Origin of the sequence: Sphingomonas baiyangensis (assembly GCF_005144715.1) — a bacterium.
Taxonomy (GTDB): domain Bacteria; phylum Pseudomonadota; class Alphaproteobacteria; order Sphingomonadales; family Sphingomonadaceae; genus Sphingomonas; species Sphingomonas baiyangensis.
The window spans coordinates 509875-529118 of sequence record NZ_SWKR01000001.1; the positions used below are offsets into that span (position 1 = coordinate 509875).

Here is a 19244-nt window from a genome sequence, read left to right on the forward strand (position 1 = left end):
GCGCGAGCAAGGCAGTTGGCAAGCAGCCAGAAGGCGGTGCTGCCCCGATGCGATCAGCCGGGGCGCACCGCGCCCGCGCCGCCGGGCACGCCGCTGCCGAGCGCCAGCAGCCGGTGCGGCTCGAACGGGCCGGGCAGCCGCCAGCCCGCGGTACGCCCGGCAGTGAAGCCGAAGAAGCGGCCGTAATAATCGGGATCGCCGATCAGCATCAGCGCGTCGCCCCCCGGCACGGCCTGATCGCGCGCGGCGGCGATCGCGGCGCGGGTGAGTGCGCGGCCGATGCCGATGTCCTGCCGCGCGGGCGATACGGCGATCGGCCCCACGAGCACCATCGGCACGCTGCCGCCGGCATCGGCCTCGAAGCGCAGCGGCCAGCATTGGATGCTGCCGACGAGCAGGTCGCCTTCCACCGCCGCCAGACTTATCGCGGCGATCGGCGCTGCGCCGTCGCGCAACCGATAGGCGGTGCGCGCATGGCGATCGGCACCGAACGCCGCATCGAGCAGCGACTCGACGGCGGCGGGCGCCACGCGATCGATCGGAACGAGTGCAAACATGCCGAATCCTCAAGCGCCGCTGGTGCGCGGCGGCGGCGCGCTTTACGGTCGCCCACGCCCAACGGCAATGATGGTGTGAAGGGGAGCCGACGATGCGCCTGTACGATTCGCCCTGGGCGCCCAGCCCGCGCCGCGTGCGGATGTTCCTTGCCGAGAAGGGCCTCGATATCGATTGCGTCGCGGTCGATCTGCGCGCGGGCGCCAATCTCGCGCCCGAGTATCTGCGCGTCAACGCGCGCGGCTGCGTGCCCGCGCTCGAGCTCGACGATGGCGAGGTGCTGTGCGAATCGGCGGCGATCTGCCGCTATCTCGAGGCGCTGCATCCCGAGCCGAGCCTGTTCGGCGCGACGCCGATCGCGATCGGCCGGATCGAGGCGTGGACACGGCGCATCGAGGGCGATGGCTATGCTGCCGCCGGCTACGCGCTGCGCAATGCCGGCCCGGCCTTCAAGGATCGCGGGCTGCCGGGCAAATGGCCGCCCGTCGCGCAGATCCCCGAGCTCGCAACGCGCGCGCTGGTGATGTGGACGGGCTTCGTCGACACGCTCGACGAGCAGCTCGCATCGAACGAATGGGTGGCGGGCGAGGCCTACAGCTTCGCCGACATCACCGCCTTGGTAACGATCGACTTCGCGCGCGCCGCCAAGCTGGTAGTGCCCGAACGCGCGGCGAATATCCTGCGCTGGCACAAGGCAGCATCGGCACGGCCGAGTGCGGGGGCGTGAGGAGGTGGACAAATAGAGCGGAGCGTCGGCTATCGCCCAATAGCGGACATCGGGTTTGATTGGAAGAAAACCCTATGTGGCTAAAGGTGAACATGACTTCGACTACGCTTCGGTTGAAGTCCCGCCCGGCGCTATTTTCATCGAGGCAGATGAACCTTTGCTGGTTTATCCGTCCGTGGCGGCAGCGGAGCGGCACCTCGAAGCTGAAGACGTCACGGATGGCGTCTACCCGGCCGCATATGGCCCGAATGGCGAACCATACCGGGTTCGCAGCGATGGCCGCCACGTAATCATCGAGCCGACCGGCGAGCCCGAGAGGGCTGGCGAGTTAAGGCTGTTGCGGTTGCAGTATCTGGAGGCGATTGGCCGTAACCCGGATGCAAATTCCACGAACAACGATTTGGTCGCGACCGTTTGGGTCATCGAGAGAGACGTTTGGCGAAAGCACGGCCCATACGGCGATCGCTGCGGTACGCGTGTTCCGCCATGGGGGTGCATAGGCCTTTTGCTTTTGGTCGCAGCCGGCTTTTACCTAGCGTTTCGATGAACCTCAAATAACCGGTTTCCACGCGCAACTACCGCTTAGCCGTTTCTGCGAAAGCTGCTGTCCGCGGGCACGCCAGTCACCCAGCAACCTGCAACAGCGCCAGCCCCGCCACCAGCACCACCGCCGCCACCAAACGCCGCCGCCCGCCCGTCTCGCCTAGGAAGCGTGCGCCGAACAATGCGGCCCAGACCACGGCGGTTTCGCGCAGTGCCGCGACCTTGGCGGCCTCGATCAGCGAGAAGGCGTAGAGCGCCGCGCCGAACGACGCGATCGACAGCGCGCCCGCCGCGAGGCCGCTGCGCCACTGCATGCGGAGCGCCGCCGCCAGTCGCCCGCGCCGCAGGGCCAGCGCCGCGAGCGTCACGCCGATCCAGTCGATGAGGAACAGCCAGACGATGTAGGTGAAGGGCGATGGCGCGGCGCGCACGCCATTGGCATCGGCGACGTTGTAGAGCGCAACGCCGATCGCCGTCGCCGCCGCCCAGCCGAGCGCCACCGCGTCGGGATGCGCGCGCCACGCGCCGCCCGCGGGCCAAGCGAAGGCGATCACCGCGATGCTGGCGAGTGCGATTCCCGCCCAGCCCGCCGCGCTCAGCGTCTCGCCCAGCAACAGCGCGCCGCCGATCGCGGTGAGCAGCGGCGCCGCGCCGCGCATCACCGGGAACACAAGGCTGAGGTCGCCACGCTGCATCGCGCGAATCAGGCACGCCTGATAGATGAGATGCGCGGGCCATGCCCAGCCGAGCGCGGCGAACGTCGCGGCATCGGGCAGCGGCACGAACAGCGCGGCAGGCGCCAGCAGCAGCGCCGCACTGCCCGACAGGATCGCGCGGCCGACGAGAATGTCGCCGCCGAGCTTCACCGCGAGGTTCGCAAAGGCCAGCGTCAGTGCCGAGGCGAGCCCCAGCGCGATCGCCAGCAGCTGCGCGTCAGCCACGCGGCGCGTACTTGGCGCGCAAGGCTTCGAGATCGGCAGGAGTGTCGATGTCGACAAGCTCGGCGGGACTGGTGACGATATGGCGACCGCCGGCGATGATCCGGCGTGCGCCCGCATCGCCTTCGAGCGCTTCGAGCCGGTCGAACCAGCCGGCGCCGAACAGCGCGGGCGGCATCGGGCGCACGCCGTCGCTCGATGCCACCACGGCGTCGTCGCCCTCGGCGGCATCGAGCAGGCGGTAGATGTGCGTCGCGGTGACGCGCGGCATGTCGGCAAGCGCGACCAGCACCGCCGATGCTTCGGCCGCGCGCGCCGCCGCGACGCACAGCGCCAGCGAGTGGCCCTGCCCGTCGTCCGCACGCTCGTTACGCACGACCTCGTAGCCGCGCGCGCCGAAGTCGAGGCGCGTGCCCGAGACGACGGCGATACGTCGGGCGAAGGGCACCGCTTCGAGCGCGGTGACGACATGGAAGGCCAGCGGCTCGGCCAGATAGGGCTGGTCGAGCTTGTCGAGGTCGCCGAAGCGCTGCGAGCGGCCCGCCGCGAGCAGCACCAGCGCGGTTGCTTCAGGCGCGATCACGCAATGCCTTCACCATCGCCGCAGCGATCGAAAGCGCGATCTCGGCCGGCCCGACGGCGCCGATGGCAAGGCCTGCCGGACCATCGATGCGGGCAAGATCGGCGTCGGAGACGCCTGCCGCCGCCAGCCGTTCGCGCCGCGCGGCGTGGCTGCGGCGGCTGCCGAGTGCGGCGACATAGCCGGTGCGATGCGAAAGCGCGGCGATCAGCGCCGGATCGTCGATCTTGGTGTCGTGGCTGAGCGTCACCACTGCGCTGGTGCCGCCGGGGGCAAGCGCCGCGATCGCCTCGTCGGGCCAGCGATCGTCGAGCTGCGTGTCGGGAAATCGCTCGGGCGTGAGGAAGCGCGCGCGCGGGTCGATCACCACGGGCTCGATACCGAGCGGGCGCACGAGCGCGACGAGTGCCTGCGCGATCTGCACCGCGCCGACGATCAGCAACCGGCGCGGCGGATCGTAGCGGTTGACGAAGGCGGCACCCTCGACCGGGCGCAGCGAGGACTGGCCGCTGTCGAGATCGGTATTGACGGCAATGCCCTGCCCCGCCGCGCGCGCCTCGGCGATGCGATCGAACAGCTCGGGGTCGAAGCCATGCGCCGCGACGGGCTGGACCAGCACCGCGATCTCGCCGCCGCACGGCAGACCGACTTCCCACGCGGCGGCGTCGGCGACGCCATAATGCTTCACCACCGCCGGCGCGCCGCCGATCACCTCGGCCGCGGTGGCGAGGATGTCGGCTTCGACACAGCCGCCCGATACCGACCCCTCGAAGCGCCCATCGGCGTGCACCAGCACGTGGCTGCCGCGCGGTCGCGGTGCCGATCCCCAAGTCGAAACCACCGTCGCCAGCGCCATCGGCGCGCCGGCCCAGCCGCGTGCGGCCTCGATCACCCCGTCGTTGTCGGTCATGCCTCGGGCAATCCGGCGATCAGCTTGTCGAGCGTGATCGGCATGTCGCGCACGCGCACGCCACAGGCATTGTAGATGGCGTTGGCGACCGCCGCCCCCGCGCCCGCGATGCCGAGCTCGCCGGCGGCCTTGGCACCCACTTCGTTCGCCCAGCCATCGGCCTCGCCGACGAAATGCACGTCGAGATGCGGCACGTCGGCATGGACGGGGATATGATATTCGCCGAAATCGGGATTGACGAACTGGCCGGTGCGCGCGTCGATCACGCCTTCCTCGCCCAGCGCATAGCCGATGCCCCAGATCATCCCGCCGATCATCTGGCTGCGCGTGGTCTTCAGGTTGAGCACGCGGCCGCAATCGAACACGCCGAGCATCCGCCGCACGCGCACCTCGCCCGTCACGGCATCGACGGCGACCTCGCAGAAATGCGCGCCGTAGCTTGCCTGCGCGACGCTGCGCGTATGCGCGCCGGGCGTGGCATGGCCCTCGACCGACAGCGCCTCGCCACCGAGCAGATCGGCAAGCGGCACGCGGCGATTGCCGGCGATGGCGTGGCCGTCCTTCAGCGTCATCGCATCGGGCTCGACGCCCATGCGCTCGGCCAGCCGCTCGACGATCGTCTGGCAGGCGAGCGCCACGGCCGATCCCGAGCTTCCGGCGCCGAACGACCCGCCCGATCCGGCGCTGACGGGCAGCGCCGAATCGCCAAGCACGACGGCGACGTCGCGCGCTGGCAGCCCCAGCATCTCGCCCGCCACCTGCGCGAGAATGGTGTAGGTGCCGGTGCCGATATCGGTCATGTCGGTCTCGACGGTCGCGCGGCCATCGGGCGCGAGCGTCACACGCGCGCGCGATTCGACCGTGAAGTTGCCGCGAAACGCCGCCGCCATGCCGTGCCCGATCCACCAGCGCCCATCGCGCCGGATGGCGGGCACCGGCGACCGACGCTCCCAGCCGAAGCGGCGCGCGCCTTCTTCGTAGCAGGCGAGCAGCTGGCGTGAGGAGAAGGGCTTGCCCGACATCGGGTCGTTCTCGGGCTCGTTGCGGCGCCGCAGTTCGATGGGGTCGATGCCGAGCTTCTCGGCCAGCTCGTCGATCGCGATCTCGAGGCCGAAGCTGCCCACTGCCTCACCGGGCGCGCGCACGGCGCTCGCGGCGGGCAGATCGACGTGCACCAGCGCCTGCGTGAAGCGCCGCGCGGGCGCCGCGTAGAGCGACAGAGAGCCGAAGGCGACGGGCTCGATGAAGCCGCGCCCGGGCTTCTGCGAGACGATGCTTTCCTGCGCGATCGCCGTCAGCCGCCCCTCGGCATCGGCGGCGAGGCGCACATGCTGATGCGTTTCGGACCGGCGATGCACCAGATGCGCGACCTGCCGGCGCAGCAGCGCAATCTTTACGCGCCGCCCCGTCTCGCGCGCGGCCATCGCGGCCAGCACCGCCTCGACGACCACGCCGGTCTTGCCGCCGAAGCCGCCGCCGACGAAGGGCGAAAGGATGCGCACCTGCTCGCGCGGCACGCCCATCGACCCCGCGATCATCCGCTGCGTGCCCGACAGGCCCTGCGCGCTGGTGTGCACCGTCAGCCGGTCGCCTTCCCACCAGGCGGTGGTGGCATGCGGCTCCATCGCGGCGGGCATGTGGTGCGGCGTGGTATAGACGGCATCGACGGTGAAGGCGGCGCCCGCCATCGCCGCATCGACATCGCCGATGCTGCGGTTGGGGATGAGCGGGCGCGGCGGATCGGGATCGGCCGCATCGTGCAGCGCCGGTGGATCGAAGCGGCCGTCGGCGATCGTGTAGTCTATACGTATCAGGGCCGCCGCCGCGCGTGCCGCCTCGGGCGTGTCGGCGAGCACGAGTGCGACCGGCTGGCCGAAATAGCCGATCTCGCGCGTATAGGCGGGCAGCGCATCCTCCGACCCGCTGGCACTGTCCGAGACGAGGCGCGGATCGTCGGCGATCACCAGTGCGACGCCGGGCGCGGCGCGTGCTGCCGCCGCATCGACCTGCTCGACGCGCCCGCATCCAATGGTGGCGCCGACGATATGGCCATAGAGCGGCGGCGCATCACCTTGGTGCTCGAACGCGTAGCGCGCGGTGCCCGTCACCTTGGCAGGCCCGTCGATCCGGTCGAGCGCGGTGCCGATCAGCCCCTGCACGCTTGCATCGAGTCGCGCGGTGGCGGCGGGCTGGTCGGGGCGCTTGGTCATCGGCGCCAATCTAGGGGCTGGCGCGCGATGCACCAAGGCGCGCTGGCCATCAGACCGGCGGCAGCCCGTCGATCAGCTTGTCGAGCGTCACCGGATAGCTGCGCACGCGCACTCCGGTGGCGTTGTAGATCGCGTTGACGATCGCCGCGCCCGCGCCCGAGATACCGAGCTCGCCGATGCCCTTGGCCATCAGCGGATTGGCCGCGGCATCGCGCTCGACGAGGAACCGTATGTCCATATGCGGCACGTCGGCGTGCACGGGGACGTGATATTCGGCGAGATCGCGATTGACGCATTTGCCGTCGCGCTCGTCATGCACCAGTTCCTCGGTAAGCGCGGTGCCGATGCCGAAGACGATGCCGCCGATGCATTGCGAGCGCGCGGTCTTCTCGTTGAGGATGCGCCCTGCCGCGAACACGCCGGTCCAGCGCTTGACGCGCACCTCGCCGGTGACGGCATGAACGTGCACCTCGCAGAAATGCGCGCCGTAGCTGGCCTGGTTGACCTTTTCGGCCATTTCGCCCGGCTCGATCGCGCCTTCGGCCTCGATGCCCTCGCCCACCAGTTCGCCCAGCGGCACGCGGCGGTTGCCGGCGATGGCGTGGCCGTCCTTGAGCGTCAGGCCATCGGCCTCGGCATCGAACGACGCTGCGATCTTCGCACGCAACGCCTCGCATGCCAGATAGACCGACGACCCGCTCGATCCCGCACCCCACGAGCCGCCCGACCCGGCGGCGGGCGGGAAATCGGTGTCGCCCAGCCGTACCTCGACCGCCTCGATCGGCAGGCCGAGCATCTCGGCGGCGATCTGGCCGAGGATGGTGTAGCTGCCGGTGCCGATATCGGTCATGTCGGTCTCGACGATTGCGCGCCCTTCGGGCGTCACCGAAACGCGGGCACGCGAGGGTTGCAGCAGGTTGCTGCGCGCCGAGGCGGCGACGCCGTGGCCCACCAGCCAGTCACCGTCGCGCAGGCCGCCCGGCGTTCGGTTGCGCTGCTCCCACCCGAAGGCGGCGGCGCCTTCGTCGAGACATTCGGCCAGCTTGCGCGACGAGAAGGGGATGTCCTTCGACGGGTCCTGCTCGGGCTCGTTGATGCGGCGCAGCTCGACCGGATCGATATCGAGCGCCTCGGCCAGCTCGTCCATCGCGTTTTCGAGCGCGAGCATGCCCACCGCTTCGCCGGGCGCACGCATCGAGCCCGAAAGCGTGCGGTTGACGCGCACGATATCGTGCGTGACGCGCCGATTGGCGCCGGCATAGAGGAAATGCGTGGCAAGGCCCGCGGGCTCGAAGAAGTCCTCGCCTTCGAGGTTCGACACGATCGTCTCGTGGCCGATGCCCGTCAGCCGGCCGTCGCCGTCAGCGGCCAGCCGCAGCCGCTGATGCGTGTCCGAGCGGCGCACCGTCGCCTCGAACACCTGCTGGCGCGTCATCACGGTCTTGACCGGACGGCCAAGCTGCTTCGCCGCGATCGCCGCCGCGACGCATTCGGGCGCGATGCCGAGCTTCGAGCCGAAGCCGCCGCCGACATAGCGCGCGACGATGCGGACCTGCTCCTCCTCGAGCCCCAGCGCGTCGGCAAGCTGCTGGCGATCCGAGCTGAGCATCTGGTAGGCGCCGTGCACCGTCAGCCGGTCGCCCTGCCATTCGGCGATCGAGACGTGCGGCTCTATCGCCGCCGAGTTCTGCGACGGCGTCGTCCAGAACGCATCGACGGTCGCGGCGGCGTCCGCCATCGCCTTGTCGAGATCGCCGGCGTCGCTGTGCGCGGGGATCATGCCGTCGGCGGGCTTCTCGGCCTCGTCCTCGCGACCCTCGATGCCGAAGTCGCCGTCGCCAGCAGACATCCGCACCGTCACCAGCGCCGCGCCCTCGCGTGCGGCCTCGAAACTTTCGGCGACGACGATCGCTACCGGCTGGCCGACATAATGGACCTCGCGCACGCCCATTGTGGGCGCTTCGGTTTCGCCGCCCTGCTGTGCGTTGCGAATGAAGCCGTCGAAATCATGAATCACGTCGATCACGCCGGGCACCGCCTTCGCAGCATCGGCCTCGATCGCCTCGATCCTGCCGGCGCCTTGCGGTGCGCGGACGAGGAAGCCATGCGCCAGCCGATCGAAGCCGAACTCGGCCGAATAGGTCGCCTTGCCCGCCACCTTGAGCGGACCTTCCACTCGGTCGATCGGCTTGCCGAGCACGTCCTGCACCGTGTGGTTCAGGATCGAATCCTCGACGGGCCTGTCCATCGTCAGGCTGTTGACATCGCTCATGCCGTCAGCTCCCGAAGCGTCGCGATCAGCGTGCGGCGCGCGAGCGGAATCTTGAAATCGTTCGACCCGAACCCGCGCGCATCGGCCAGAAGCGCGTCGGCGGCGACGGCGAACGCGGCGTCGCCGGGTGTGTGCCCCACCAGTGCAGCTTCGACCGCGGGATCGCGCCACGGCTTGTGCGCCAGTCCACCAAAGGCCAGTGCGGCGCTCGCGATGCGCCCGTCCTCGACCGCGACGATGCCGGCGATCGAGACGAGCGCAAAGGCGTAGGACGCACGATCGCGCACCTTGCGATAGACCTGCCGGCCCTTGGGCGCGGGCGGCAGCTCGACATGCGTGATGAGCTCGCCGGGCTCGAGCACCGTTTCGATATGCGGCGTGTCGCCGGGCAGGCGGTGGAAATCGGCAAGGGCGATGCGCCGGCGGTCGCCATCGGCCTTGAGCGTCACCACGGTCGCCTCGAGCGCGGCCATCGCCACTGCCATGTCGCTGGGATGCGTGGCGATGCACTGGTCCGATGTGCCGAGCACCGCCATGATCCGGTTGAACCCGCCGATCGCGGCGCAGCCGCTGCCGGGCGCGCGCTTGTTGCATGCGCTCGTGGTGTCGTAGAAATAGTAGCAGCGCGTGCGCTGGAGCAGGTTGCCGCCGGTCGAGGCCTTGTTGCGCAGCTGCCCCGATGCGCCCGCGAGCAACGCGCGCGACAGCACCGGATAGTCGCGCCGCACGACTTCATGCGCCGCCAGATCGGCATTGGGCACCAGTGCGCCGATCGAAAGTCCGCCCGCTTCGGTCGCCTCGACCGAGGCGAGATCGAGGCGGCTGATGTCGATGAGGCGGGCGGGCGTCTCGACCTGCAACTTCATCAGATCGAGCAGGTTGGTGCCGCCGGCGATGAACTTTGTGCCTTCGCTCCCGCCGTCGGCAACGGCGGCCTCGGCGCTGTCGGCGCGCGCATAGTCGAAGCTCTTCATGCCGCGGCCTCCTCGCCCACGCGGCGCTCGTCGCGCGCGCCGTCGGCCACTTCGCGGATCGCGTCGACGATGTTGGGATAGGCCGAGCAGCGGCACAGATTGCCGCTCATCCGCTCGCGGATTTCCTCGTCGGTGAGCGCGCCATCGTCGAGGCTCTCGCTGACATGGCTCGGCCACCCCTTCGCCGCCTCGTCGAGCATGCCGACCGCCGAGCAGATCTGCCCTGGCGTGCAATAGCCGCACTGAAAGCCGTCGTGCCGCACGAACGCCGCCTGCAACGGATGCAGGTCGTCGGGCGTGCCCAGCCCCTCGATCGTCGTCACCTCGTCGTCCTGGTGCATCACCGCCAGCGTCAGGCAGCTGTTGATGCGCCGGCCGTTGACGAGCACGGTGCACGCGCCGCACTGGCCGTGGTCGCACCCCTTCTTGGTGCCGGTCAGGCCGACATGCTCGCGTAACAGATCGAGCAGAGACGTGCGGATGTCGGGCTCGACATCGAAGGACTGGCCGTTGATGGTGAAATGCATGGGGTTCCCCCGTTCGAATGCGTCGAGAACGCCCCGCCGCGCGATGGTATCCGCCGCCCTCGCCCTCATTTTTGCCGGGACCGCCGGCTGCACCACCGCCCGGGAGGCCGGCATCACCCAAGCGCCCCGCATCCTCGTCATCGCGCATCGCGGCGCCAGCGGCGAGCGGCCCGAACACACGCTGGCCGCCTATGATCTGGCGATCGAACAGGGCGCCGATTTCATCGAACCCGATCTGGTGCTTACCAGGGACGGCGCGCTGGTGGCGCGCCACGAGAACGACATCACGCAGACCACCGACGTGGCCGAGCACCCCGAATTCGCCGATCGCCGTGCGACGCGCACCATCGACGGCGTGACGCACACCGGCTGGTTCACCGAGGATTTCACGCTCGCCGAGTTGAAGACGCTGCGCGCGAAGGAGCGCCTGCCCGATCTGCGCCCGGGCAATGCGCGCTTCGACGGGCAGTTCGCGGTGCCGACGCTGGCCGAGGTGATCGCGCTCGCCAAGCGCCGATCGGCCGAGACGGGGCGCATGATCGGCATCTATCCCGAAACCAAGCATCCGAGCTATTTCGCCGCGCGGGGCCTCGACTTCGATGCTCCGCTGCTCGCGGCACTGCGCGAGGCGGGATGGGATCGCGCCGACGCGCCGGTGTTCGTGCAGTCGTTCGAGGTCGACAATCTGCGTCGGCTGGCGAGGCAGACACGCGTGCCGCTCGTCCAGCTTGTCGCGAGCGCGGGTGCGCCGGCCGATGGCGCGGCGGCGAGCTATGCCGAGATGCTGAGCGACACGGGGCTTGCGGCGATCGCGCGCTATGCGCGTGGACTGGGGCCGGAGAAATCGCTGGTGGTGACGAACGAGGGCGACGACACCGGGCTCGCGCGCCGTGCACGCGCGGCCGGGTTGCAAGTGCACCCCTGGACGTTCCGCGCCGAAAACTATTTCCTGCCCGAGCGCGACCGCATCGGCGCCGACCCGAAGGCCACGGGGCGACTGGCCGATGAGATCGCGCGCCATGTCGCCGCCGGCGTCACTGGCTTTTTCACCGACTTTCCGTATCTTGGCGTCGAGGCGCGCAACGGCGCGCGCGGCGGGGAATAGTGCCATGCGTAGCGGGTTGCGGTGGATGATGCTGGCGGCGCTGCCGCCGATGCTCGGCGGTTGCCTCGCCAAGACGGCGTGGGACGTGGCGACGCTGCCGGTGAAGGCGACGGGGCAGGTGATCGACTGGACGACCACCAGCCAGGAAGAAGCCGATCGCAATTATGGCCGCAAGATGCGCAAGCAGGAAGCGCGCGAGGGCCGCGAACTGCGCAAGGAAATGAAGCGCCGCAAGGCCGAGGAACGGCAGATGCGGCGCGACGACCGCGACGACGACTGAACGCTCAGCCGCGTTCGAGAATCACCGTCAGCCCTGCTGCCCGGTCGCGCGGCATTTCGGTCAGCCGGTCGGCATCGGCGCGCGCGCGCGCGAGGATCGGAGGGGCGATGCTGCCGTCGTGGACGACACGATCGGCGCTGGCGAGCAGGCGCGCGGCGCGCAGCGTCAGGTCGTCGGGGTCGTCCGACGTGATGGTCACGCGCTCGACGCGGGCCGATGCATGGGAGCTATCGTTCGCCAGCCATGCGGCGACCGCCTCATCATCGGGTGCCGCCAGCGGATCGAGCACGCCGCCCTCGCCCAGCGCCTCGGCGAGCGCGAGCCGGCGCGCACGCGAATCGGGAAAGCGCGCGCGCATCGCGCCGCGTGCGGCCTGAAGCGCCAGCGCGAGCGCGCCCAGCCGCTCGGGCAGCAGCGTCTCGATCCGCTGGCGCAGCGCTGCCGCGAGCCCCGCCGACGCGCCGCCCGTTGCCACCGCCACCAACACCGGATCGCGATCGACGATCGCGGGCAGCGTGAAGTCGCAAAGCTCGGGCCGGTCGACGACGTTCACCAGCAGCCCTACCGCCTTGAGCGCCGCGGCGGCCTGCTCGGGCGCGTCGAGCGCGACGATAGCAAGGCGCGTCTCCGCATCGGCGCTATCGACGACGACGGCGCCGGCGCGATCCAGCAACCGGCGCTTGGCATCGGCCGCCTCGCCCTCACCCAGCAGCACCACGCGCCGGCCCACCAGCCGCACGACGATCGGCAGGCCCGTCGCGCGCATCGCTCAGAGCCAGTCGGGCATGGCTTCGGCGGCAGCGATCGCCTGCGGCTCGATCCGTTCGGAAACGACCGCGAAGCGCGTGCCGTCGACGAGCACCTCGGGCACCTTGGCACGGCTGTTGTAGGTGCTCGCCATCGTCGCGCCGTAGGCGCCGGCGGTGCGGAACACCGCCAGATCGCCGCGCGCGACGACGTCGATCTCGCGCGCCTTCGCAAAGGTATCGCCGCTCTCGCATACCGGGCCGGCGATGTTGGCGGTCATGCGCGTGCCCGAGGGGCGCATCGCGACGAAATCATGATACGCGTCGTACAGTGCCGGCCGCGCGAGATCGTTCATCGCGGCGTCGACGATCACCCACGGGTGCCCCTCGCCCGGCTTCACCCAGATGACGCGCGTCAAAAGCACGCCGGCATTGCCCGCGATCACGCGCCCCGGCTCGAACATCAAGGTCACGTCCCAGTCCTGCGTGACGCGCGCCACCATCGCGCCGAATTCGGCGGGCGTCGGCAGCGTCTCGCCGGGGCGATAGGGCACACCGAGCCCGCCGCCCAGATCGACATGGCTGATCGCGTGGCCGGCAGCGCGCAGGTCGGCGAGCAGCTGCCCGATACGGCGATACGACGCCTCGAGCGGCGCCAGATCGCCCAACTGGCTGCCGATATGCACCGCGATGCCGCGCAGATCGAGGCCAGGCTCGCGCGCCAGCCGGTCGAACATCGCCGGCGCGTCCGAGATGGCGATGCCGAACTTGTTCTCGGCGCGGCCGGTGGAGATCTTGGCGTGCGTGCCGGCATCGACATCGGGATTGACGCGCAGCACCGCCGGCGCGCGTTGTCCGCGCGCCGCGGCGAGCGCGCCGAGCACGCGGCCTTCCTCCTCGACCTCGAGGTTGAACTGGCCGATTCCGGCTTCCAGCCCGGCGGCCAGTTCGGCATCGGTCTTGCCGACGCCCGAGAACACGATGTCGGCGGGCGCCATGCCCGCCGCAAGCGCGCGCGCCATCTCGCCGCCCGAGACGACATCGGCGCCGAGCCCCGCTTTGGCGAGCACGCGCAGCACCGCGAGATTGGGATTGGCCTTCACCGCGAACGCAACGTGATGCCGCCCCGAGCCTGCCACGGCATCGCGGAACACCTGCGCATGGCGTTCGAGCGTGGCGCGCGAGTAGATGTAGACGGGCGTACCCACCGCCTCGGCGATCACCTCGGCCGAGACGCCCTCGACATGCAGCACGCCGTCGCGGTGTTCGAAATGGTCCATCGCTAGGGTCCCTTAGCGCGGCGGCAGCTGGAAGGGATCGTTGGGGCGTTCCTCGGCGCTGCGGATCTCGTCGCCGCGCGTCGGGCGCTGCTGCGTCGTCGGCGTGAGCAGATCGGTCGCGGTCGGCGTCGCGGTGGCGCCATAGGGCGCCGGTGGCAGCGACGCGCCCTCGGGCGGTTCGAGCTTCCCGCGCGACCCGCAGCCGGCAAGCGTCAGGGCGATGAGGGCAAGGGGAGCGGCGCGCATCATGCGCCCTTTTCGCGCGCCGCGCGCGCGGTGGCAATCGCTTCGCGCACGCGCGTCGGCGCGGTGCCGCCGAAGCTCCTGCGGCTGGCGACCGACGCATCGATCGACAGGACGTCGAACACCGCAGGCGTGATGCCGGCATGGATTGCGGCCAGCTCCTCGATCGGCAGCGCCTCGAGCTTCACGCCCAGCGCCTCGGCGCGCGCCACGACGCGGCCCGTCACGTGATGCGCCTCGCGGAACGGCAGGCCTGCTTCGCGCACCAGCCAGTCGGCGAGGTCGGTCGCGGTGGCGAAGCCCGCATCGGCGACTTCGCGCATCCGCGTCGTGCGGAAGGTCGCGCTTTCGATCATCCCCGTCATCGCCGCGATCGACAAGGCGAGCAGGTCGTGCGCCTCGAACACCGGCGGCTTGTCGTCCTGCATGTCCTTCGAATAGGCGAGCGGCAGGCCCTTCATCGTCACCATCAGCGCGGTCATGCACCCAAGAATGCGCCCCGAATGGCCGCGCACCAGCTCGGCCGCGTCGGGATTGCGCTTCTGCGGCATGATCGAACTGCCGGTAGACCATTGGTCCGACAGCGCGACGAAGCCGAAGGGCTGCGAGGCCCAGAGCACGAATTCCTCGGCCAGCCGGCTCAGGTGCAGCGCGCATTGGGTAGCGGCGGCAAGGTAGTCGAGCGCGAAATCGCGGTCGCTCACGCCGTCGAGCGAGTTGGCGGTAGGGCCGTCGAACCCCAGCGCCGCCGCCGTGGCATCGCGGTCGATCGGAAAGCCCGTGCCCGCCAGCGCCGCCGAGCCGAGCGGGCAGCGGTTCATGCGCGCGCGCGCATCGGCGAAGCGGCTTTCGTCGCGCGCGATCATTTCGTGATAGGCCATCAGATGGTGGCCGAGCGTCACCGGCTGTGCCGATTGCAGGTGCGTGAAACCGGGCATCACGTCGGCGGCATGTTCCCCGGCGCGGTCGAGCAGCGCGCGTTGCAGCGCGTCGAGCCCCGCAAGCACCGCATCGATCGCGTCGCGTACCCACAGACGGAAATCGGTCGCGACCTGATCGTTGCGGCTGCGCGCGGTGTGCAGCCGGCCGGCGGGCGTGCCGATCTTCTCGGCCAGCCGCGCCTCGGTCTGCATGTGGATGTCCTCGAGCACGAGGTCGTCGGCGGGGCCGTCGCGCTCATAGTCGGCGGCCACGGCATCGAGGCCTTCGAGGATCGCCGCCACGTCGTCGGCGGCGACGATGCCTTGTTCGCCCAGCATCGTGGCATGCGCTCTTGATGCGGCGATATCCTGCTGCCACATCCGCTTGTCGAACGGGATCGAGGCATTGATCTCGCGCATCACCGCGGACGGGCCTTCGGCGAAGCGCCCGCCCCACATCTGATTGGAGCCTGTCTTGCGCTCAGCGATCGCGCTTCTCCTCGGGCTGGGCCTGTTCGTTGGCGGCTGCGATAGGCAAGAGCCCGCCGCCGGGCAAGCCGGCAACGCCGCCGCGCCCGCCCCGCCGCTGCCGCCGCAGGCCGAGGCCCCGGTCCCCGCCGGCCAGATCGATCGCAGCCACAAGGGCGAGGCCGCCCCCGACTTCGCCTTTGCCGATCCGCTGGGCAAGACGACGACGCTGGCGGCCTATCGCGGCACGCCGGTGCTCATGAACCTGTGGGCCACCTGGTGCGCGCCGTGCGTCAAGGAGATGCCGACGCTCGAGGCACTGGCGGCGCGCGAGGGATCGGGCCTCAAGGTGTTGACGATCAGCCAGGATCTCGATGGCCCGGCCAAGGTGGTGCCCTATTTCAACCGCGCGGGCTTCACCCGGCTCGAACCATGGAGCGACCCCGAGCTGCGCTTCTCGGTGGGGCTCGGCGCCAATCTGCCGACGACGGTGCTCTACGATGCCGAGGGCAAGGAAGTCTGGCGTGTGACCGGCGCGCTCGACTGGGCAGGCGAGGAAGCCGCCCGGCTGCTGGGCGAAGCGACCGGCTGACCGGGATAGAGCTTAACCGCCGCCGACCCTACCCGCGCAGCAGAAACACCGCGTGCTCGGCGAGGAGGTTCGCCGCGCCCGGCCGGGCCGTCCGGCCGTTCGACAGATACCAGCTCCCCTCCACCGCGATGCCGCGCTCGCGCAGCAGCGCGCGGAAATCGTCGATCGTCACATGGTGGATGTTGGGCGTGGCATACCAGGCGACGGGCAGCAGTCGCGTGACGGGCATACGCCCGCCGAACAGCAGCGACGCGCGCACCCGCCAGTGCGCGAAATTGGGGAACGAGACGAAGGCGTGGCGGCCGATGCGCAGCAGATGTTCGAGCACGCGATCGGGATGCCGCGTCGTCTGCAACGTCTGGCTCAGGATCGCATAGTCGAAACTGGCGTCGGGATAGTCAGCCAGATCGACATCGGCATCGCCCTGCACCACCGACAGGCCGCGCGCCACGGCGGTGGCGACATTGACGGGATCGATCTCGAGGCCGCGCGCATCGACCTGCGATTCGTCGCGCAGCGCCGCCATCAGCGCGCCGTCGCCGCAGCCCACGTCGAGCACGCGGCTGCCGGGCGCCACGTGCCGCGCGATCACCGCCAGATCGGGGCGCAGCGCACGCGTCACGCCGTCTCGCCCGCGCGCAGGAAACCGTCGACCACGCGCGCCAGTTCGGGGCTTTCGAGCAGGAAAGCGTCATGGCCGAAGGGTGACGACAGCTCGACGAAGCTGGCGCGCGCGCCCGCAGCGTTCAGCGCATGCACGATCACGCGGCTTTCGCTGGTGGGATAGAGCCAGTCGGTATCGAAGCTGACGATGCAGAAGCGCGTGCGCGTACCGGCAAAGGCGTGCGCCAGCGTGCCGCCATGTTCCTCGGCCAGATCGAAATAGTCGAGCGCGCGCGTGATGTAGAGATAGGCATTGGCGTCGAAGCGATCGGTGAAGGCAAGGCCCTGATGGCGCAGATAGCTCTCGACCTGAAAATCGGCGTCGAAGCCGAACGACTTGGCGCCGTCGGGCCGGTCGGGCCGCGCCTGAAGCCGGCGGCCGAACTTCTCGGTCAGCCCCGCTTCGGACAGATAGGTGATGTGCGCCGCCATGCGCGCGACGGCGAGCCCCGCCGCCGGCGGATCGCCCGCCGCATAATAGTCGCCGCCGCGCCATTTGGGATCGGCCATGATCGCCTGCCGGCCGACTTCGTGGAACGCGATATTCTGCGCCGAATGGCGCGCGGTCGATGCGATGACGACGGCGGCGCTGACGCGTTCGGGGAAGGTCGCGGCCCAGCTCAGCGCCTGCATGCCGCCCATCGATCCGCCGACCACCGCCATCAGCGGCTCGACGCCCAGATGATCGAGCAGCAGCGCCTGCGCGCGCACCATGTCGCGGATGGTGATGACGGGAAACGCCATGCCCCAGGGCTTGCCGGTGGCGGGATTGACCGTCGCCGGCCCAGAACTGCCCATGCAGCTGCCAAGCACGTTGGCGCAGATGACGAAGTGCCGCGCGGGATCGATCGGCCTGCCCGGCCCCACCATGCGCGTCCACCAGCCGGGCTTGCCGGTGACGGGATGCGTGGCGGCGACATGCTGGTCGCCCGTCAGCGCGTGGCAGATGAGGATCGCGTTGCCGCCGTTGTCGGCCAGCCGGCCATAGGTCTCGTACCCGACTTCGACCGGCGACAGCAAAGTGCCGCCGTCGAGCCGCAGCGGGCCGGGCAGCACGACGCGGCGGTTGAGCCCGAAGCGCGGATCGTCGTTCATCGCCGCGCGCGCTAGCGCGGATCGGCGGCGGGTTGAAGGGGCCGCATCACGCCGCGCGCCGCGCGCCGATCGCCGCGAGCACCGTCTCGGCCGCCAGCCGGCCCGTCTGCGCCCCGCCGTTCATATAGCCCGGCCACGCATCGGACAGATGCTCGCCCGCAAAGACGAGGCCGCCGGCGGCAGCCATCTGCCGCTCGGCGGGATCGTCGCTTTCGAGCCAGAACAGCCGCGCGAAGCGCGTGAGCTGGCCCGGCCGGAAATTGCTGTACGCGCCGAGCGTCAGCGCGTCGCGGTGCCACGCGGTGCGTCGCCACGGCCCCGTCTGCGCCGCCGCCAGCCCGGGAAGCGCCGCGTCCGCCGTCGCGGCAAAGGCGCGGCCGGTGAACGCCGCCGCTTCACCGCTGCCGGCATGCGCCTGGTCGCCGCCCAGAAACCATGTCCATGCGGTCGATCCGGTGCCCGCGACGCTCCCGTCCCAGCCGAGCGCATAGCCCGCGGCGGCATCGGTCTGCCACAATTCGCCGCCCCGCCCGATCGTATCGGCCCAGGCGGGCTGTGTCGCGACTGCGTGCAGCTTCTCGTTGCGACCCAGCTCGGCGGCGGCGATGTAGCTGCGCCAGAGCGCGGGGAGCGGCACCGCGAGGTCGAGCTGGCGCAGGATCGGCGCGGGCACCGCGACGATGACGCGATCGGCCATCACCTCGGACCCGTCGAGGAACGCCACGCGATAGCCCGCGCCCGCGCGCTCGATGCGCGTCGCGCGCCGACCGAAATGCACCGCAGCGCCCAGCCCCGCCGCCATCGCCTCGATCAACCGGCTGCTGCCGCCCTCGATGACGTAGCGCTCGTCGCTGCCTCCCAGCACCTCGACGCGCTCGCTGCCGACCGTCGGCAGGTTGAACACCAGCTCGAGCGCGGTGGCGTCGTGCGGCTCGGCGCCATATTCGGTACGGCAGCTCATCGCGAGCAGATCGCGCACCCAGGGCTCGGGCAGCAGCGCGGCGTGCCGATCGAGATAGGCGGCGACCGACAGGCGATCGAGCTCGGCGGCGACGGCGGCGTAATCGCGGTCGAGCCGGTCGGCATCGGAGGCGATCTGCGCGGCGATCGGGCGAAGCGCTTCGGCGAGCGCGCCCTCGTCCACCGCGCGCCCGTTTGCGAGCACGAGCGAGCGGTGCGGCGAATCCTTGCGGTCGACAAGCGCGATGCCGAAGCGCCGTGCGAGCGCCTGAAGATCGGCGTGATCGCTGTTCACCAGCTGCGCGCCATCCTCGAACACCGCGCCATCGGCAAGGCGGCGCGTCGCGATGCGCCCGCCGAGCCGGTTGCGCGCTTCGTACAGCCGCGCGTCGATGCCGGCGTCGCGCAGATGCATGAGGGCGGCAAGCCCGGCGATACCGCCGCCGATGATCGCGACACGCGTATCGGCGGCGATCGCGCGCACCGGCAGCGGCGCCGCCCCGACCAGCGCCGCGCCGCCCAGTGCCTTCAGCACGGCGCGGCGTGCCGGCGCGGCGCTGCCGCGAACCGGCGCGGCTTCGCCCGCGGCGGCCAGGTTGGCGCGCCGCGCCAGCCCCAGCGCGCGCCACAGCAGTTCGCTCCCCCGCATTGCCCCT

General features: G+C 70.5%; 20 protein-coding genes. 5 read left to right on the forward strand and 15 right to left on the reverse strand.

Translation table 11 applies throughout. The annotated features are described in order from the left end of the window. Positions 1–53 precede the first annotated feature (53 nt). Positions 54–557, reverse strand: coding sequence for a GNAT family N-acetyltransferase (locus tag FBR43_RS02530; RefSeq protein ID WP_136941642.1), 504 nt, complete (start codon positions 555–557; stop codon positions 54–56). A 92-nt stretch (positions 558–649) separates the two neighbouring features. On the opposite strand from FBR43_RS02530, the gene FBR43_RS02535 reads away from it, so the two are divergent. Together FBR43_RS02535 and FBR43_RS02540 are read left to right on the forward strand one after the other, a co-directional pair. Continuing rightward, complete coding sequence (locus FBR43_RS02535) at positions 650–1282, forward strand: glutathione S-transferase family protein (protein ID WP_136941643.1); 633 nt, start codon at positions 650–652, stop codon at positions 1280–1282. A 76-nt stretch (positions 1283–1358) separates the two neighbouring features. After that, a complete protein-coding gene (locus tag FBR43_RS02540; protein ID WP_136941644.1) occupies positions 1359–1829 on the forward strand; it encodes a hypothetical protein in 471 nt (156 codons plus the stop codon). Between the two features lie 76 nt (positions 1830–1905). Here the strand turns inward: FBR43_RS02540 and FBR43_RS02545 are convergent, their stop codons facing one another. From FBR43_RS02545 to FBR43_RS02575, 7 genes are read right to left on the reverse strand one after another with little or no spacing between them, the layout of a single operon-like run. After that, complete coding sequence (locus tag FBR43_RS02545) at positions 1906–2766, reverse strand: DMT family transporter (RefSeq protein WP_212611871.1); 861 nt, start codon at positions 2764–2766, stop codon at positions 1906–1908. Next, entirely contained in the window at positions 2759–3346 is a 588-nt protein-coding gene (locus tag FBR43_RS02550) for a nucleotidyltransferase family protein (protein ID WP_136941645.1), read from the reverse strand. The genes FBR43_RS02545 and FBR43_RS02550 overlap by 8 nt, the downstream gene beginning before the upstream one ends. After that, positions 3333–4253 (reverse strand): XdhC family protein, encoded by a 921-nt coding sequence (locus tag FBR43_RS02555; protein ID WP_136941646.1) that lies wholly within the window; start codon positions 4251–4253, stop codon positions 3333–3335. Before FBR43_RS02555 ends, FBR43_RS02550 begins: the two co-directional genes overlap by 14 nt. After that, positions 4250–6463: a xanthine dehydrogenase family protein molybdopterin-binding subunit gene (locus tag FBR43_RS02560; RefSeq protein ID WP_136941647.1), complete on the reverse strand. Its 2214-nt coding sequence runs from the start codon at positions 6461–6463 to the stop codon at positions 4250–4252. The genes FBR43_RS02555 and FBR43_RS02560 overlap by 4 nt, the downstream gene beginning before the upstream one ends. 49 nt (positions 6464–6512) lie before the next feature. Then, the gene (locus FBR43_RS02565) at positions 6513–8735 is read right to left on the reverse strand and encodes a xanthine dehydrogenase family protein molybdopterin-binding subunit (RefSeq protein WP_136941648.1); all 2223 of its coding nucleotides are present in this window, start codon (positions 8733–8735) and stop codon (positions 6513–6515) included. Next, positions 8732–9709 carry an FAD binding domain-containing protein gene (locus FBR43_RS02570; RefSeq protein WP_136941649.1) on the reverse strand — a complete coding sequence of 326 codons (978 nt, stop codon included), beginning with the start codon at positions 9707–9709 and terminating at the stop codon, positions 8732–8734. The genes FBR43_RS02565 and FBR43_RS02570 overlap by 4 nt, the downstream gene beginning before the upstream one ends. Further along, the gene (locus FBR43_RS02575; RefSeq protein WP_136941650.1) at positions 9706–10236 is read right to left on the reverse strand and encodes a 2Fe-2S iron-sulfur cluster-binding protein; all 531 of its coding nucleotides are present in this window, start codon (positions 10234–10236) and stop codon (positions 9706–9708) included. Before FBR43_RS02575 ends, FBR43_RS02570 begins: the two co-directional genes overlap by 4 nt. Before the next feature lie 43 nt (positions 10237–10279). Between FBR43_RS02575 and FBR43_RS02580 the strand changes: the two genes are divergently transcribed. Then, positions 10280–11341, forward strand: coding sequence for a glycerophosphodiester phosphodiesterase (locus FBR43_RS02580; protein ID WP_136941651.1), 1062 nt, complete (start codon positions 10280–10282; stop codon positions 11339–11341). Between the two features lie 4 nt (positions 11342–11345). Then, positions 11346–11621, forward strand: a complete 276-nt coding sequence (locus FBR43_RS02585; RefSeq protein ID WP_169542442.1) for a hypothetical protein — start codon at positions 11346–11348, stop codon at positions 11619–11621. A 4-nt stretch (positions 11622–11625) separates the two neighbouring features. Here FBR43_RS02585 and FBR43_RS02590 read toward each other — a convergent pair whose 3' ends face one another. Genes FBR43_RS02590 through argH form a run of 4 tightly spaced genes read right to left on the reverse strand, consistent with a single transcriptional unit; the run spans position 11626 to position 15269 of the window. Then, positions 11626–12387: a precorrin-2 dehydrogenase/sirohydrochlorin ferrochelatase family protein gene (locus FBR43_RS02590; RefSeq protein WP_136941652.1), complete on the reverse strand. Its 762-nt coding sequence runs from the start codon at positions 12385–12387 to the stop codon at positions 11626–11628. 3 nt (positions 12388–12390) lie between these two features. Further along, a complete protein-coding gene (lysA, locus tag FBR43_RS02595; RefSeq protein ID WP_136941653.1) occupies positions 12391–13647 on the reverse strand; it encodes a diaminopimelate decarboxylase in 1257 nt (418 codons plus the stop codon). 12 nt (positions 13648–13659) lie between these two features. After that, positions 13660–13896: a hypothetical protein gene (locus FBR43_RS02600; RefSeq protein ID WP_136941654.1), complete on the reverse strand. Its 237-nt coding sequence runs from the start codon at positions 13894–13896 to the stop codon at positions 13660–13662. After that, complete coding sequence (argH, locus tag FBR43_RS02605) at positions 13893–15269, reverse strand: argininosuccinate lyase (protein WP_136941655.1); 1377 nt, start codon at positions 15267–15269, stop codon at positions 13893–13895. Before argH ends, FBR43_RS02600 begins: the two co-directional genes overlap by 4 nt. A gap of 16 nt (positions 15270–15285) precedes the next feature. On the opposite strand from argH, the gene FBR43_RS02610 reads away from it, so the two are divergent. Next, positions 15286–15870 carry a TlpA family protein disulfide reductase gene (locus tag FBR43_RS02610; protein ID WP_249276414.1) on the forward strand — a complete coding sequence of 195 codons (585 nt, stop codon included), beginning with the start codon at positions 15286–15288 and terminating at the stop codon, positions 15868–15870. Between the two features lie 28 nt (positions 15871–15898). Here FBR43_RS02610 and metW read toward each other — a convergent pair whose 3' ends face one another. From metW to FBR43_RS02625, 3 genes are read right to left on the reverse strand one after another with little or no spacing between them, the layout of a single operon-like run. After that, the gene (metW, locus tag FBR43_RS02615; protein ID WP_136941657.1) at positions 15899–16492 is read right to left on the reverse strand and encodes a methionine biosynthesis protein MetW; all 594 of its coding nucleotides are present in this window, start codon (positions 16490–16492) and stop codon (positions 15899–15901) included. Beyond that, positions 16489–17628, reverse strand: coding sequence for a homoserine O-acetyltransferase MetX (gene metX, locus FBR43_RS02620; RefSeq protein WP_136941658.1), 1140 nt, complete (start codon positions 17626–17628; stop codon positions 16489–16491). The genes metW and metX overlap by 4 nt, the downstream gene beginning before the upstream one ends. Before the next feature lie 46 nt (positions 17629–17674). Next, positions 17675–19237, reverse strand: coding sequence for a flavin monoamine oxidase family protein (locus FBR43_RS02625; RefSeq protein ID WP_136941659.1), 1563 nt, complete (start codon positions 19235–19237; stop codon positions 17675–17677). Between the last annotated feature and the right edge of the window lie 7 nt (positions 19238–19244).